This window comes from Chloroflexia bacterium SDU3-3, assembly GCA_009268125.1.
GTDB lineage: Bacteria > Chloroflexota > Chloroflexia > Chloroflexales > Roseiflexaceae > SDU3-3.
The window spans coordinates 329,489-344,165 of record WBOU01000007.1 but is presented as its reverse complement, the minus strand read 5'-3'; the positions used below and the strand labels follow the sequence as shown (position 1 = coordinate 344,165).

Genomic DNA, 14,677 nt, shown 5'->3' with positions numbered 1-14,677 from the left:
TGGCGCTACGAGCCGAGCACCTCATCGTAGGCGGCCCGCACGCGCGCATAGACGCTGTCCCAGGTGTACTCGCGCAGCACCTTGGCCCGGCCCGCCGCGCCCATGGCGCTGGCCCGCGCCGGGTCGGCCAGCAGTGCGCCGATGGCGCTGGCCAGCTCATCGGGCGCAGCGAAGGGCACCAGCAGGCCATCCTGGCCCTCGGCCACCACGTCGGGGATGCCCCCGGCGCGCGCGCCGATCACCGGCAGGCCGTAGAGCCAGGCCTCCAGGAACACGATCCCGAACGAGTCGGTGCGCGAGGGCAGGGCCAGCAGCGTGGCGGCGGCCAGCGCGTCGCGCTTGGTCTGCTCGGGGGCGTAGGGCAGCAGCACGATCTTGGCCTTGTGCTGCGGCGGCAGCTGCTGGTAGAAGGCGGTGAAGTGCTCCAGCGGCGCGCCGATCAGCACCAGCGTGGCATCCGACCCGGCATCCCACAGGCGCTGCATCGCCTCCACCACGTGGGGCGTGCCCTTGTCGCGCGCCATCGCGCCGATGGCCAGCACCATTTGCCCAACGATACCGTGCTCGGCGCGGAAACGCTGGCCATCGCCGCCCGCCACCTCGTCGGGCGAGACGCCCACGCCCACCCGCCGCAGGCGCTCGGCGGGCACGCCGCGCCCGGCCAGGTAGCCGCGCTCGATGTCGGTCATGGTCAGCACGCGGTCGCTGGTGCGCAGCATATCGATCTGGTGGGGCATGCTGTAGTAGCGCGCCAGCGACTGGTCGCCCGGCTCGCCCAGGTGCATCAGCGGGGTGCAGAAGAACGCTATGCCGCGCTGGCGCGCCATGCGCCAGGCTGGTACAATCGCAAAATCCAGCGTGATGTTGGTGGTGTGGATCAGATCCACCGGCCCGCCCGCCAGCTGCGCGGGCAGCCCGGGCAGGCGCGGGGTGATCGTGGCCATGCGCCGCAGCAGCGGCGCGCTGCCGGGCACGCGGCCAAGCTCGACCATCAGGCGGCGCAGCACGGGGTAGAGGATGGGCGGCCCCGGCGCACGCCGCACCGGCAGCCGCACGATCCGCACGCCCCGGTGCAGCTCCTCGGGCGGCTCGGCGCGGCGCTTGCCCGCCATCCAGAAGTGCTCAAGGTCATACGCATCCGTGGCCACCACGGTCACGCGGTGGCCCTCGGCGGCGAGGCGGGCGCTGATCTCGATAAAGTAGCGCGCAGATCCAGTGGCGACAGGGTGGTAGAGCTGGACGATATGCACAATGTTCATAACATAGGGGATTGTACGCGCTGACACAGATAGGGTCAAGCGCGGGAGAACGAATACCACGAAGACACGAAGGCACGAGATTTTTACCACCAAGGCTCCAAGACGCCAAGGAAGCAAAAAGGTGACGTATACCGCCAAGTTCTTTACCACCAAGACTCTAAGGGAGCAAACCATATGAGAAGATGGCGAGGGACCAGCTTTTTTCGCCCTCGCCCCATGCTGGCCATCTGCCCAAGATACCTCATTGGGATAGCTCAAGACCGAACTCGCTACCATTTCTCCTCTTCCCTTCGCGCCTTGGTGGTAAATCGGTTCTCCTTTGGTGTCTTGGTGGTAAATCGGTCTTCTTCCCCCTTGACAGAATTCAAAAACACGGTACGATGAAAACGTTTCCGGCATCGCTATAATCGGTTAGAAAAGGAACCGCCCATGCCCACGAAACAGCTTGGCCCCACCATCCGCGATGTCGCCCGCGCCGCCGGGGTCTCGATCGCCACCGCCTCGCGCGTGATGAACAACCGCGCCGAGGTTGCCCCCGAGACCTCGGCCCGCGTGCGCCAGGCGATGGAGGAGCTAGGCTACACCGCCAGCCTCGCGGCCCGCAGCATGCGCATCCAGGCCACCAACATCATCGGCCTGGTGGTGCCCGAGCTGACCGCACCGTTCAACCTGGAGGTGGTGAAGGGCGTGGGCGAGGCCATCCAGGAATCCAGCTACGATCTGGTGATCTACACCAAGGGCAAGCTGCCGCTGCGCAGCCGCCCCGCCTGGGAGCAAGAGCACCTGGCCCTGCTCAGCGGCGGCCTAGCCGACGGCGTGATCGTCGTCACCCCCTCGGCCCCGCGCTTCGAGCAGGGCGCCAAGATCGTGGTGATCGACCCCCACGGCGGCGGCACCGACCTGCCCTCGGTGGTGGCCACCAACCGCCAGGGCGCGCAGGATGCCGTGGCCCACCTGCTGGGGCTAGGCCACCGCCGCATCGGCTTCATCGGCGGGCGCGAGGACGCCCAGAGCGCCGCCGACCGCCTGGAGGGCTACCGCGCCGCCCTGGCCCAGCGCGGCCTGGATGTGGACCCCAGCCTCACCCAGCCCGGCGACTACACCCGCGAGTCCGGCTACGCCGCCACCGTCGCGCTGCTGGCCCTGCCCCAGCCGCCCACCGCCATCTTCGCCACCTGCGATGCCGCCGCGCTGGGCGCGATGGACGCGGCCCGCGCCCTCGGCCTGCGCATCCCCCACGATCTCTCGATCATGGGCTTCGACAACATCCCCGAGGCGGCCATGGCCACCCCGCCGCTCACCACCGTCGACCAGTCCATCCAGCAGCTCGGCTTCAACGCCACCATCATGCTGCTCCAGATGCTGCAGGACGAGCAGCCCGACCCGGCGCTGGCCAGCGTGCCAACCCGCATCGTTACCCGTTCCACATGCCAGCCCATTGGCGAGCTGGCCCCACTAGAAGGGATTCGACAATGACGACGACCACATCCGCCCTGTACCGCGACCCCGCCCAGCCCGTCGAGGCCCGCGTGCGCGACCTGCTGGCCCAGATGACCCGCGAGGAGAAGATCGCCCAGCTGGGCAGCGCCTGGGTCTACGAGCTGGCCGACGGCGCGAAGTTCCGCGCCGACAAAGGCCAGGCCCTTATGTCCCACGGCATCGGTCAGATCACCCGCATCGGCGGGGCCAGCAGCGTGCGCCCCGAGGAATCGGCCCAGCTGGCCAACGCCATCCAGACCTTCCTGCGCGAGCACACCCGCCTGGGCATCCCCGCCATGGTCCACGAGGAGACCTGCAGCGGCTACATGGCCCGTGGCGGCACCTGCTTCCCCCAGATCATCGGCGCGGCCAGCACCTGGCAGCCCGAGCTGGTCGAGGCCATGGGCGAGGTCATCCGCACCCAGATGCGCTCGGTCGGCGGCCACCAGGCCCTGGCCCCCGTGCTCGATGTCACCCGCGAGGCCCGCTGGGGCCGCGTCGAGGAGACCTTCGGCGAGGACCCCTACCTGGTGACGCGCATGGGCACCGCCTTCGTGCGCGGCCTGCAGACCGACAATGTGCGCGAGGGCATCGTGGCCACCGCCAAGCACTTCATCGCCTACGGCGTCTCCGAGGGCGGCATGAACTGGGCGCCCGCCCACGTGCCCCAGCGCGAGCTGCTGGAGGTCTTCCTGATGCCCTTCGAGGCCGCGATCAAAGAGGCCGGGCTGGCCTCGGTGATGAACGCCTACCACGAGCTGGACGGTGTGCCCTGCGCCGCATCGCGCTGGCTGCTCACCGAGCTGCTGCGCGACGAGCTGGGCTTCGACGGCCTGGTCGTCTCCGACTACTTCGCGGTGCAGATGATCCACGAGTACCACCGCATGGCCCCCACCAAGGCCGAGGCCGCCCGCCTGGCGCTTGAGGCCGGCATCGACATCGAGCTGCCCGGCACCGACTGCTACGGCGAGCCGCTGAACCAGGCCATCGAGGCGGGCGCGGTCAGCGAGCGCCTGCTGGATGCGGTGGTCTCCCGCGTGCTGGCCATGAAGTTCCGCCTGGGCCTGTTCGAGAACCCGTTTGTGGATGCCGACGCCTGCGCGGCCCACTTCGACACCCCCGCCCAGCGCGCCCTGGCCCGCGAGATCGGCCAGAAGTCGGTGGTGCTGCTGCGCAACGAGGGCGGCCTGCTGCCGATCAGCCCCGCCATCGGCTCGATCGCCGTGATCGGCCCCAACGCCGACAACGTGCGCCACCAGATGGGCGACTACTCCTACCCCGCCCACATCGAGACGCTGCTGGAGATGCTTGAGCAGCCCGGCCAGCTGCCCCAGACCCTGCCCGACAAAGTCGAGCTGGCCGAGAGCGGCGTGGCTATGGTCAGCGTGCTCGATGGCATCCGCGCCAAGATCAGCCCGCAGACCACCGTGCGCTACGCCAAGGGCTGCGAGGTGCGCGACGAGTCCCGCCAGGGCTTCGCCGAGGCCGTCGCCGCCGCACAGGCCGCCGAGCTGGCCGTGGTGGTGGTGGGCGACAAGGCCGGCCTCACCGACAGCTGCTCCAGCGGCGAGTCGCGCGACCGCGCCGAGCTGGGCCTGCCCGGCGTGCAGGAGGAGCTGGTGCGCGCCATCGTGGCCACCGGCACGCCCACCGTGGTGCTGCTGATGAACGGTCGCCCGCTCTCCATCCCCTGGATCGCCGAGAACGTCCCGGCCATCCTGGAGGTCTGGCTGCCCGGCGAGGAGGGCGGCAACGCCGTGGCCGACGTGCTGTTCGGCGATGTCAACCCCGGCGGGCGGCTGCCGATCAGCTTCCCGCGCGGCGTGGGCCAGGTGCCCGTCTACTACAACCACAAGCCCTCGGGCGGGCGCTCGCACTGGAAGGGCGACTACGTGGAGATGAGCACCAAGCCGCTCTACCCCTTTGGCTTCGGCCTCAGCTACACCACCTTCGCCTATAGCGAGGCCCGGCTGGATCGCCAGCAGGCCGCCGTGGGCGACAGCGTGGCCGTGAGCGTGGACATCACCAACACCGGCGCGCGCGCGGGCGACGAGGTGGCCCAGCTCTACATCCGCCAGCGCCACGCCAGCGTCACCCGCCCCGTGCTGGAGCTGAAGGGCTTCGCCCGCGTGGCCCTGGAGCCAGGCCAGACCAAGACCCTGACCTTCCACCTGGATGTGCGCCAGCTGGGCTTCTACGACAGCAAGATGGAGTTCGCCGTCGAGCCGGGCGAGATCGCCGTGCTGGTCGGCAGCTCCTCGCAGGACATCCGCGCCGAGTCGGCCTTCACCATCACCGGCGCATCCCGCGCCATCCCGCGCGCCGAGAAGGTCTTCCTCTGCCCGGTGACGGTGGAGTAGCCCCCAGGCCGCGCCGCACAGGTTGAGAAAAAGCTGGCCATCTTCCATCCAAAGCCTCACCGCTGCGGGCTGGATCATGGCCAGCCATCGTTTTCTCACACCTTCGCCGGATGGGCCAGGCCGCACAGGCCCTTCCCCAACTCGCACAGGCCCTTCCCCGACTTACACAGGCTCTTCCCCAACTTACACAGGCCCTTCCCCAACTCGCACAGGCCCTTCCCCAACTCGCACAGGCCCTTCCCCAACTCGCACAGGCCCTTCCCCAACTCGCACAGGCCCTTCCCCAACTCGCACAGGCCCTTCCCCAACTCGCACAGGCCCTTCCCATGCGGCGAAGGGGCTACGCCCTCGCGAGGTGTCACGTTCTACAGGCTTCCGAGGTGTTTCTGGTAAAAGTATGCGTTGTCGTTGATTCGGCTTGGGTACGCTTTCGGTATGGTGGCTCCTCCTGGTTGGTTGGTGGATGCCCTGCGCGGGCAGCGCCTAGGGGCCTGCCCCTAGGAACCCCGCGAGGGGGCGTCACCCCCTTCGAAACCCCCAATTTGAGGCATTCGTATGCGCTTCCCTGGCGGCTGGTATTGGTGCATATGGCCATCAAAACACCAGCGGCACCTTCGCCGTATGGGCCGGGTGGGGGCGACAAGCATCACGCATTGCCGCCATCGTCCCCGGCCCGGTGCCCGCAATGATTTCCAGCGGGTGTAGGGGCGGACCTCGTGTCCGCCCCATCGCCATGCGCCGCCCGCATCGAAATCCAACTCGATGTACGCGGCGCGGGCAGGCACAAGACCCGCCGCTCCATCAATGATCGCATGCGCCCGCCCACCCGCTGGAGATTGACACAGATTTTGCAGCTTCCGTATAATAGCGGGTACACGATCCTTCCGAAAAGACCCGGCCCACGCAGGGTTTTTGCATAGGCTCACAGGGAGCAAGCACAATGGCACGCGACTACTACGAAGTCCTTGGCGTGAGCCGCACCGCCAGCGAGAGCGAGATCAAAAAGGCCTACCGCGCGCTGGCCCGCAAGTACCACCCGGACATCAACCCTGGCGACAAAGAGGTCGAGCGCAAGTTCAAAGAGATCAACGAGGCCAACGACGTGCTCTCCGACCCGCAGAAGCGCGAGCAGTACGACCGCTTCGGGCAGGTGGGCGGCGCGGGTGGCTTCGGCGGCGGTGGCGCGCCCGGCGGCGTCGACATCTCCGACATCTTCGAGACGCTATTCGGCGGCGGCGGCGGCCCGGCTGGCGGCAGGCGCACCACCACATCCACCCACGTGGGCTACAAGATCGATGGCCAGGATGTCGAGCAGGCCGCCGAGATCACGCTGGATGAGGCCTACCACGGCACCGTGCGCGTCTTCAGCATGCAGGTGGGCGGCCAGCAGCGCCGGATCGAGGTCAAGATCCCTGCCGGGGCCGAGAGCGGCACCCGCGTGCGCGTGGCCGGCGAGGGCATGCCCGGCGCAGGCGGTGGGCGGCGCGGCGACTTCTACGTCACCGTCAGCATCGCCCCGCACGAGCGCTACGAGCGCAGCGGCAGCGACCTGACCTACCGCGCCCCGGTGGACATCTACACCCTGCTGCTGGGCGGCGAGGCCCGCGTGCCCCTGCTCAGCGGTGGCACCGTGCGGCTCACCATCCCCGCAGGCACCCAGAGCGGGCGCAAGATCCGGGTCAGCGGCCAGGGCATGCCCCAGCTGCGCACCCCCGAGACCCGCGGCGACCTGTACGTGGTGGTGGAGGCCCAGCTGCCCACCAACCTGAGCGAGAAAGAGAAGGAGCTGTTCCAGCAGCTGCGGGCGCTGCGCAGCTCGTAGGGCGAATCTGGATGTTCACATCCTCCGACCTACGATGTATAATAGGAAATAATCATGTAACTATGGTTAAAAACCTGTAATCTTTTCGTTATGGCTCGGCCAGGGCGCAGGTCCACAACCTTCTGCGATGCAATGGTGCACCTCTCTCCTCGTGCTGTAACGAGTTCGGCATCTCCCTGCGGGTAGCCCTGTGCTGCAGCCCAACGCGCCACCAGCGTGTGTTCAACCAAGAGAGCTATGCTCGCACCAACCCAACCGCCGCTTGAATCCACCCATGAGCGCCACAGCTTTCTTCGATTCATCATGTGGCAGGTTTGGGGTGCGCTAGCGATCGGCGCATCGATCATCGCGCTGGGGGATGCGCGCTGGCGCGTGCTTGAGGTTATCGGGCTATCGGGCATCCTCGTCTATGCATGCATCCTGCTGATCGCCACCATCTTGCTTGGCCAGGGCCTGCTCACGGCGGCGCGTCTGGCGATCAGCGCTGGGCTGATGGCGATCGGCCCGATCGGCGTGGGGGTGCTGCCGCAGGCGCTAACCTTCTTTGTGCTCACCAGTGTGCTGGGGGCGGTCACCGCCATCCCCGTGCTGGCCCCAGTCTTCGGGCGTGGCATGCTAGCGCTGCCAGTCGCCCAGATCGCCCTCGTGATCTGGATCGCGCTGCAAGAGTGGGCCATCCCCACGGCGGTGGGCCTGTTCAACAGCGCCGGGGTGCTGGTCATATCATCCGTCATGCTGAGCATGATCTGGATGCAGCACCGCTATAATCAGCACCAGCTCGCCCAGATCGAGCGCCGCTACCACGCCCTCCAGCAGTCGCACGACGAACTGATGCGCCAAGACGAGCTGGCCAGCTTCCAGCGCTCGCGCGAGCGCTTCGAGATCTGGCAGCTCTCGCAGGCCATGCTTGAGCCGACCACCATCGACGCTGTGTTCCAGCAGGCCGAGTATGCCCTGCGCAGCCTGGTGCCCATCGACGCCTTTGGCCTCTACTGGCTGAACAGCGAGGCTGGCGTGCTGGAGCCATACGCCATGGCGGGCCAAGACCTGCCGCACCCCGCCACCAACACTTGGAACATCCCGCTGGGCAAGGGCATCATCGGCCACGCCGTGGCCAGCGGCCACAGCCAGCTGGTCAACCACGCCCAGCACGACCCGCGCAGCCTCTACGCCCCCGGCGAGCGCCCCGCGATCGAGCACATGATCGCATGCCCCGTGCGCGCCCGCGATCTGACGCTCGGCGTGTTCTTTGTCACCCGGCTAAACACCCGAGTGTTCACCGAGATCGAGTTTGAGCTGGTGCAGCTGCTGCTCAGCTGCGCCTCGCTAGGCATCGCCAACGCCCGCCTGATCGAGGAGACCACGCGATCCGAGGCCCGATTCCGCTCGCTGGTGGCCAATGTGCCCAGCGCGATCTACCGCGCGCGGGCCAGCAACTGGTCGGAGATGTTCATCAGCGCGGCGGTGGAGGGGATCACCGGCTACTCGGCGCAGGAGTTCGTGAAAGAGGGCCGCGAGCTCTTCGACCTCATCCACCCCGAGGACCGCGCCTTTGTCAGCGCGGCGCTCTCGGCCCAGCGCAGCGGCGCGCTGCCGCTCTCGCTGGAGTACCGCATCTTCCACGCCGACGGCTCCATCCGCTGGATCTGCGATCAGAATCGCCCCGCCTTCGACGCCAGCGGCCAGATCTGCTGGTACGACGGCGTAATCACCGATGTGACCCACCAGAAGCACATCGAGCAGGCGCTCTACACCGCCAACGCCAAGCTGGCCCGCTCGGTGCGCGATCTGGAGCAGCGCACCGGCGAGCTGACCACGCTCAGCCAGATGAGCGAGATGCTCCAGTCGAGCCAGAATGTGGTGGAGTCGTGCCACGTGGCGGCGCGCTTCGCCGAGCAGCTGTTCCCTGGCTCCTCGGGGGCCCTCTACCTCTGCCATGGCCAATCTTCCTCGCTCGGCCTGATGATGCTATGGGGCGGCAGCACGCCCGCGCAGCGCCAGCCCTGCAGCGGCTGCAAGGCCATCGAGCGCAAGCGCCCGCAGGTCTACAGCGCCGATCTGGCCTGCGCTAGCTGCGCCACCCACACGCCCAACAGCACCATCTGCGTGCCGCTGCTCAACCAGGGGCATGTCATCGGCCTGCTGGAGCTGAGCGCGCCCAGCACGCGCGACGGCGGGCACGCCGCGCTCTCTGCCCCCCAGCAGCAGCTGGCCATCACCGTGGGCGAGCACCTGGCCCTGGCGATCGCCAACCAGATGCTGAACGAGGAGCTGCGCGCCGACGCCGTGCGCGACTCGCTCACCGGCCTGTTCAACCGTCGCCATATGGTCGAGTCGCTTGAGCGCGAGCTGCGCAGGGCCGAGCGCACCCGCGGTATGCTGGGCCTGATGATGGTCGATATCGACTACTTCAAGCGCGTCAACGACACCTTCGGCCACGCCGCAGGCGACACGCTGCTGCGCGAGGTGGGCGAGTACATCCTGCACAGCATCCGCGCCGAGGATATCGCCTGCCGCTACGGCGGCGAGGAGTTCCTGCTGATCATCCCCAACGCCAGCGCCGACGACCTGCGCCGCCGCGCCGAGGACATCCGCCGAGGCATGCACGATCTGCATGTGTCGCACGGCGGCTACCCGCTGGGCAAGGTCACCGTCTCGATCGGCATCGCGGCCTACCCCGAGCACGCCAGCGCGGTGGAGCAGCTGCTGCAGGCCACCGACGACGCGCTGTACACCGCCAAGGCGCAGGGCCGCGACTGTGTGGTGGTGGCCGAGGCCATCGCGCGGATCGCCTAGCGGCAACATAAAGGCCGCCGCATCGCTGGGATGCGGCGGCCTTGCTTTTCGCCCGGACTAGCGGCGCACCAGCCGCCGCACGCGGGCCAGCAGCGCGCCCGCCTCGGGCAGCCGCAGCAGCAGCGCCAGCCCCATGTAGCACGCGCCCGCCAGCACCGCCGCCAGCGCCGACCACGCAGCCAGCGGCACAAAGCCCCAGGGCCACTGGTACGCGCCGCCCAACAGTATGGAGGGCAGCAGCGGGGCCGACAGCCAGCGCAGCCCCAGCAGCACCGCCCCAAACACCGCGCTGAGCAGCAGCATCGCTCCTAGGGCCTGCCAGAGGCCATCCAGCGTGCCCCAGCGCCGCCAGAGGATGACCAGCAGCAGCAGCGCCTCGGCGATCGACGCGATGCTAAAGGCCAGCCCTACGCCCGCGATGCCCATGCCTCGCCCCACAAGCAGCCAGGCCAGCGCCACATTCAGCGCCACGGTGGCGATGCCCACCAGCACCGGCGTCAGCGTGTCCTGCATGGCGTAGTAGGTGCGCACCACGATCTCGGCCACGGCGAAGGCGGCCAGCCCCACCGCGTAGCACTGCAGCGCCTGCGCGGTCAGCGCGGTGGATGCGGCGTCGAAGCGCAGCCGCTCGAACAGCAGGCGGATAACCGGCACCGCCAGCACACCCAAGATGATCGCCGTGGGCAGCACCGGGAAGAGCACGCTGCGCATAGCCCCCACCGACTCGCGGCGCAGCGCGGCGCTGTCGCCCGCCGAGTGGGCGCGGGCCATGCGCGGGAAGATCACAGTGCCCAGGCTCAGCGCCAGCAGGCCGTGGGGCAGCATCATCAGCTGCAGCGCGATGGCGTTGGCGCGCACCGCCCCATCACCCAGCGACCCGGCAATGCCCGACGAGATGATCAGGCCCACCTGCCACGCCGACTGGCCGAACAGCCGAGGCCCCATCAGCGCGCCGATCCGCAGCAGGCCGGGGGTGCGCAGATCGAAGTTGGGCGCGTAGCGGTAGCCCAGCCGCACCAGCGAGGGCACCTGCACGGCCAGAAACAGCACCGCGCCCACGATCACGCCCGCCGCCAGGCCGTAGACGCCCCAGAATGGCGCGAACAGCAGCGCCCCCAGGATGATGCCCACGTTGTACAGGTTCGAGCCGAGCGCGGGCACCGAGAAGCGGTCGAAGGACTCCAGCGTGGCCTTGGCCAGCCCGCCGATGCCTAGCAGCACCGGCTGGATGAGCAGCAGGCGCAGCAGCGACGCGGCCAGCGCGTACTTCTCGGGCGAGAAGCCGTGGTAGATCAGGCGGATGCACCATTCGGACTGCCAGGCCACCAGCGCGGCGATGCCCACCATCACCACCAGCGCCACATTCAGCACGCCGTTGGCCAGCCGCCAGGCGTCGTCGCTGCGCTCGCCGCCCAAGAAGCCGCTAAACACCGGGATGAACGACGAGCCGAGCGCGCCGCCCATGATCACAATATAGAGCAGATCGGGGATCTGAAAGGCGGCCTGGTAGGCGTCCATCTGCCAGATCGTGCCAAACTGCGCGTTGATAATAATATCGCGGATAATGCCGAGCACACGGCTGAGAAAGTAGCCAGCAGCAACAATCAGCGTGTTCAGCATGGTTGCGCGGGCTGCGGCGGATGCCGCCGAGGAGGAAGGTGAAGGGGCCATTTGCGCAGCTATATGCTTTCTGCTATAATCACACATCGGCGCATAGCGCCGCTCTTTGGTTTTAGAAAACTATTTGTAATGGCGCTCATTATAGGGGAGGATCGTCACTTTGGCGAACACCAAATCAGCCCAGAAGCGCATTCGCTCGGATGAGCGCAAGCGCGTTCGCAACCTGGCCTATCGCTCGCAGGTCAAGACGGCTATCAAGAAGGCCGAGACCCTGATCTTCTCTGGCAAGGCCAACGATGACGCGGTCCGCGCCGCCATCAGCCTGCTGGACAAGGCCGCGACGAAGGGTATCATCCACCGCAACAACGCCGCCCGCCGCAAGTCGCGGCTGGTCGCCAAGCAGGTGAAGGCCAACACCGCCAACGCGGCGTAGGCCCAGCCCTATACGATGGACAAGAAGGCCGTCAAGCGGCCTTTTTTGTTTGCCCAAAAACCTAGCGGCAGATCTCGGCCACCAGCAGCTCTAGCCCAGTCTCGGCCTCCATGCGCCCGGTCTTAGTGGCCTGGTCCAGCTCCAGCACGCGGTCGTGCAGGGCGCGCAGCTCGGCGTCGGTGAAGCCACGCACCTGGTCCATAGCCTTGCGCACCACAAAGGGCTGCATCTTCAGCTGCGAGGCGACCTCGTCGGGGCGCATGCGGCGGTTGGCGGCGTCCTTCACGTTCACCAGGATGCGCACCTGCCGCGCCACCATGAACAGGATGTACTGCGCGGCCTGCCCGTCGTTCAGCAGGTGGCGCAGGCTGGCCAGGGCGCTGCGGCGGCGGAAGCTCAGCTCGTCCACAAAGGCGAACAGGTTCTGCTCCTGCCCATCGGCCACCATGCGCTCCACCTCGGCAGCGCCGATCCTGCCGCCGCCGCCCACATAGGCGGCCAGCTTGGCCAGCTCGTTGGCCAGCGGCCTGCTCTCGCCGCCGATGTACTCGATCAGCTTGGCCACCGCGCGCGGCTCGATCTGCACGCCCAGCGCCTGGGCGCGCTCGGCCACCCAGCGCTGCAGCTCGGCACCCTCGCGCAGCGGGAACTCGCGCACGTGGGCGGCGCGCTTCTCGGCCTGCTTCTTCAGCCAGGTGAACAGCGCGTTGCGCTTGTCCACATCGTCGCTCTCCACCAGCACCAGGTCGCAGGTGGCGGGGAAGCGCTCAAAGAACGCCTTGGTCTGATCGCGCTCCGAACCTGCCTTCTGATTCTTCAGCAGGTCGTTCACGATCACCAGGCGTTTCTCGGCCAGGAAGGGGTAGGCCTCGCAGGCGGCGATCAGCGACTCGCTCTTCAGCTTCTTGCCTTCGAGCGTGGTGGTGTTGAGGTCGGCTAGGTCGGCGGGGAACTGCGCCTTGATGGCGGCGAGCGCCTCGCTGCGGCTCAGCTCGTCGGGGCCATGGAGAAGCGTGATCATAGGCGGCGCTACGGGTAGAAGAAAAAGAAATACCCTAACACTGCCGTGAACGGGTTTGTTTCGAACCTGCAGAAGCAGGTGGGTGCCCGCCCACAGGCATCTGCGGCCCGCCGCATATCCTGTATTGGAGCAGAGCTCCCTTCGAAACACTGTTGGCTCGAAACAACAGCCCGCCCACGTTCAGCGTAGGGCGTGTGGGATGATACCACGGAGCGCGGCATCCCGCAAGTTTGTGCGGATCTTGCCAGGAGCTTCTTTTCCCACCAAACCCCAAGCGGACAAAAGCGAACGAATACCGCGAAGACGCGAAGGCACGAAGGGAAGAAGGCAGGCTTTTTGCACGATGCGCCCGGCGACCATGGGCCGCCGGGCGCGCTCCAGCAGGGCTACCGGGTGAGGATGAACGGCACGACACGGTAGAACGAGACAATGCTATCGCCTCCCTCTAGGCCATTTTCAACCAGCTTGCAGACCTTGGCGAACGGGAAGGCCATGGTGCCATTGGCGAACCGCACACACCACGTGCCCTCGTACTCCTCCCACTCGCCGCCGTAGGCCGCGATCACGCACTCGCCGAGGAAGCAGCCGAACACCGCAGCCATGTTCTCGCGGGCCACGCTGCCCAGCCCACACGAGCGCGTGCGCTCGATGAACTGCTCGACGAACGCAAGCGACTCGCGGTTGCGGCCAAACCCTGGGATTCCGCTCTGCGGCCCAAGCTGCGCGATCACGAGATCGGTGTTCGCTCTGATACGGGTGAGCATATCCAAGGTCGGCCTCCTTTCCAGGCGTGATGGAGAAAGCAAAAGGGCACTGTGGCATGCGGGCACCGACACCCAATGGCTCGGTGGCGCTCTGCGCTGGTAGTGAGCTATCTATTGGTCTGGGCGGCTGGGCTTGAACCAGCCCCGCGCGGCAAGGCGCGGCGTACTACCGCTGCACGACGCCCAGGTAGCGTTTGGCATAGCGCGGCCAGCCAGGGGCGCGTGACCCCAGGCTGCCGCCGTAGGTTGTACCGACAGGGTGGGTAGTTGGCCGGGCGGGACTCGAACCCGCAGCCGGGTGTGTATAAGACACCTGCGCTCACCATTGCGCCACCGGCCAGAAGAGGGGCTAGCGCATGGGGCTACAGGCCATAGGTGTACTTCCGCCAGGTGCTGTGCTGCTCGATCGTGCCCAGCAGGGCAAAGGCGGCGTAGCGCGGCTCGCGCGGCAGGCTGCGCAGGGCCATGCTGGCCTGATCGGGCGTGCGGTTGGCCTTGCGGTGGTTGCAGGCCGAGCAGGCCGTCACCACGTTCTCCCATGTGGTGGCCCCGCCCTGCGCGCGCGGCACCACGTGGTCGATGGTCAGCTGGGCGCGGCCCGGCTGCGCGCCGCAGTACTGGCAGGTCTCGCGGTCGCGGGCCAGCACAGCGCGGCGGGTGCAGGCCAGCTTCTGGATGCGGGGCAGCGCGATGTAGCGCAGCAGGCGCACCACCACCGGCAGCGCGAAGCTGGCCCCCTGCGATCGCAGGCGCTGCTCGGCGGCCTCGATCAGCTCGGCCTTTTGCTGCAGCAGCAGCAGGATAGCGCGGCGAACCGGAATGAGCCGCAGCGGCTCGTAGCTGGCGTTGAGCACGAGGACTTCTGTCACGATGTCACCCCTCAGAGCTTTTCAGGTGCCAGGGGCTGGGGCTGGGCGCGCGGCAACAAAAAACCGCTGCGTCGATCGGGGCAACCCCAGCTCGGCGCAGCGGCAAAACGCATCGCAGTGCGGTCCGAGTCATGTTGGCTTCGCGTATGCAGGCAGGCCGAGGCTGAGCTGCGGCAAGCTGTGGCTGCCGGCCCGCGCCCAATCTTGTGCTGTGCTGCATATCGCGTAGATCATCGTTCTGCTCACTCCAATCG

The 14,677-nt window shown here is 67.5% G+C and carries 10 protein-coding genes, 2 tRNA genes and 1 other RNA gene; 5 read left to right on the top strand and 8 right to left on the bottom strand.

Translation table 11 applies throughout. The features are described 5' to 3' along the window. Window positions 1-5 precede the first annotated feature (5 nt). Window positions 6-1,259: a glycosyltransferase family 4 protein gene (locus F8S13_14340; protein KAB8142723.1), complete on the bottom strand. Its 1,254-nt coding sequence runs from the start codon at window positions 1,257-1,259 to the stop codon at window positions 6-8. A gap of 429 nt (window positions 1,260-1,688) precedes the next feature. Here F8S13_14340 and F8S13_14335 point away from each other — a divergent pair, with 429 nt between their 5' ends. From F8S13_14335 to F8S13_14320, 4 genes are all read left to right on the top strand, one after another. After that, window positions 1,689-2,735, top strand: coding sequence for a LacI family transcriptional regulator (locus tag F8S13_14335; protein ID KAB8142722.1), 1,047 nt, complete (start codon window positions 1,689-1,691; stop codon window positions 2,733-2,735). Continuing rightward, on the top strand, window positions 2,732-5,098 hold the full coding sequence (locus F8S13_14330; protein KAB8142721.1) for a beta-glucosidase: 2,367 nt from the start codon (window positions 2,732-2,734) through the stop codon (window positions 5,096-5,098). Before F8S13_14335 ends, F8S13_14330 begins: the two co-directional genes overlap by 4 nt. A 940-nt stretch (window positions 5,099-6,038) precedes the next feature. Further along, window positions 6,039-6,920, top strand: a complete 882-nt coding sequence (locus tag F8S13_14325; protein KAB8142720.1) for a J domain-containing protein — start codon at window positions 6,039-6,041, stop codon at window positions 6,918-6,920. A 237-nt stretch (window positions 6,921-7,157) separates the two neighbouring features. Then, complete coding sequence (locus tag F8S13_14320; protein ID KAB8142719.1) at window positions 7,158-9,716, top strand: diguanylate cyclase; 2,559 nt, start codon at window positions 7,158-7,160, stop codon at window positions 9,714-9,716. A gap of 57 nt (window positions 9,717-9,773) precedes the next feature. Here F8S13_14320 and murJ read toward each other — a convergent pair whose 3' ends face one another. Further along, entirely contained in the window at window positions 9,774-11,336 is a 1,563-nt protein-coding gene (gene murJ, locus F8S13_14315) for a murein biosynthesis integral membrane protein MurJ (protein KAB8142772.1), read from the bottom strand. A gap of 160 nt (window positions 11,337-11,496) precedes the next feature. Between murJ and F8S13_14310 the strand changes: the two genes are divergently transcribed. After that, the gene (locus F8S13_14310; GenBank protein KAB8142718.1) at window positions 11,497-11,769 is read left to right on the top strand and encodes a 30S ribosomal protein S20; all 273 of its coding nucleotides are present in this window, start codon (window positions 11,497-11,499) and stop codon (window positions 11,767-11,769) included. Window positions 11,770-11,830: 61 nt separating this feature from the next. Here the strand turns inward: F8S13_14310 and holA are convergent, their stop codons facing one another. From holA to F8S13_14280, 6 genes are all read right to left on the bottom strand, one after another. Next, entirely contained in the window at window positions 11,831-12,790 is a 960-nt protein-coding gene (gene holA, locus F8S13_14305; GenBank protein KAB8142717.1) for a DNA polymerase III subunit delta, read from the bottom strand. Window positions 12,791-12,817: 27 nt separating this feature from the next. After that, window positions 12,818-12,985, bottom strand: a non-coding RNA gene (gene ssrS, locus F8S13_14300) — 6S RNA. Between the two features lie 191 nt (window positions 12,986-13,176). Then, entirely contained in the window at window positions 13,177-13,554 is a 378-nt protein-coding gene (locus F8S13_14295) for a hypothetical protein (protein KAB8142716.1), read from the bottom strand. Window positions 13,555-13,669: 115 nt separating this feature from the next. Then, window positions 13,670-13,741 (bottom strand) — tRNA-OTHER (locus tag F8S13_14290). A gap of 80 nt (window positions 13,742-13,821) precedes the next feature. Next, a tRNA-Ile gene (locus tag F8S13_14285) sits at window positions 13,822-13,894 on the bottom strand. Window positions 13,895-13,916: 22 nt separating this feature from the next. Then, window positions 13,917-14,426: an HNH endonuclease gene (locus F8S13_14280; protein KAB8142715.1), complete on the bottom strand. Its 510-nt coding sequence runs from the start codon at window positions 14,424-14,426 to the stop codon at window positions 13,917-13,919. Window positions 14,427-14,677: the final 251 nt, after the last annotated feature.

Bases quoted from the DNA above. Each gene is read 5' to 3' on its own strand.
- holA (KAB8142717.1), bottom strand. From the start codon at position 12,790: ATGATCACGCTTCTCCATGGCCCCGACGAGCTGAGCCGCAGCGAGGCG.
- F8S13_14340 (KAB8142723.1), bottom strand. From the start codon at position 1,259: ATGAACATTGTGCATATCGTCCAGCTCTACCACCCTGTCGCCACTGGA.
- F8S13_14320 (KAB8142719.1), top strand. From the start codon at position 7,158: ATGCTCGCACCAACCCAACCGCCGCTTGAATCCACCCATGAGCGCCAC.
- F8S13_14330 (KAB8142721.1), top strand. From the start codon at position 2,732: ATGACGACGACCACATCCGCCCTGTACCGCGACCCCGCCCAGCCCGTC.
- F8S13_14335 (KAB8142722.1), top strand. From the start codon at position 1,689: ATGCCCACGAAACAGCTTGGCCCCACCATCCGCGATGTCGCCCGCGCC.
- F8S13_14295 (KAB8142716.1), bottom strand. From the start codon at position 13,554: ATGCTCACCCGTATCAGAGCGAACACCGATCTCGTGATCGCGCAGCTT.
- F8S13_14325 (KAB8142720.1), top strand. From the start codon at position 6,039: ATGGCACGCGACTACTACGAAGTCCTTGGCGTGAGCCGCACCGCCAGC.
- murJ (KAB8142772.1), bottom strand. From the start codon at position 11,336: ATGCTGAACACGCTGATTGTTGCTGCTGGCTACTTTCTCAGCCGTGTG.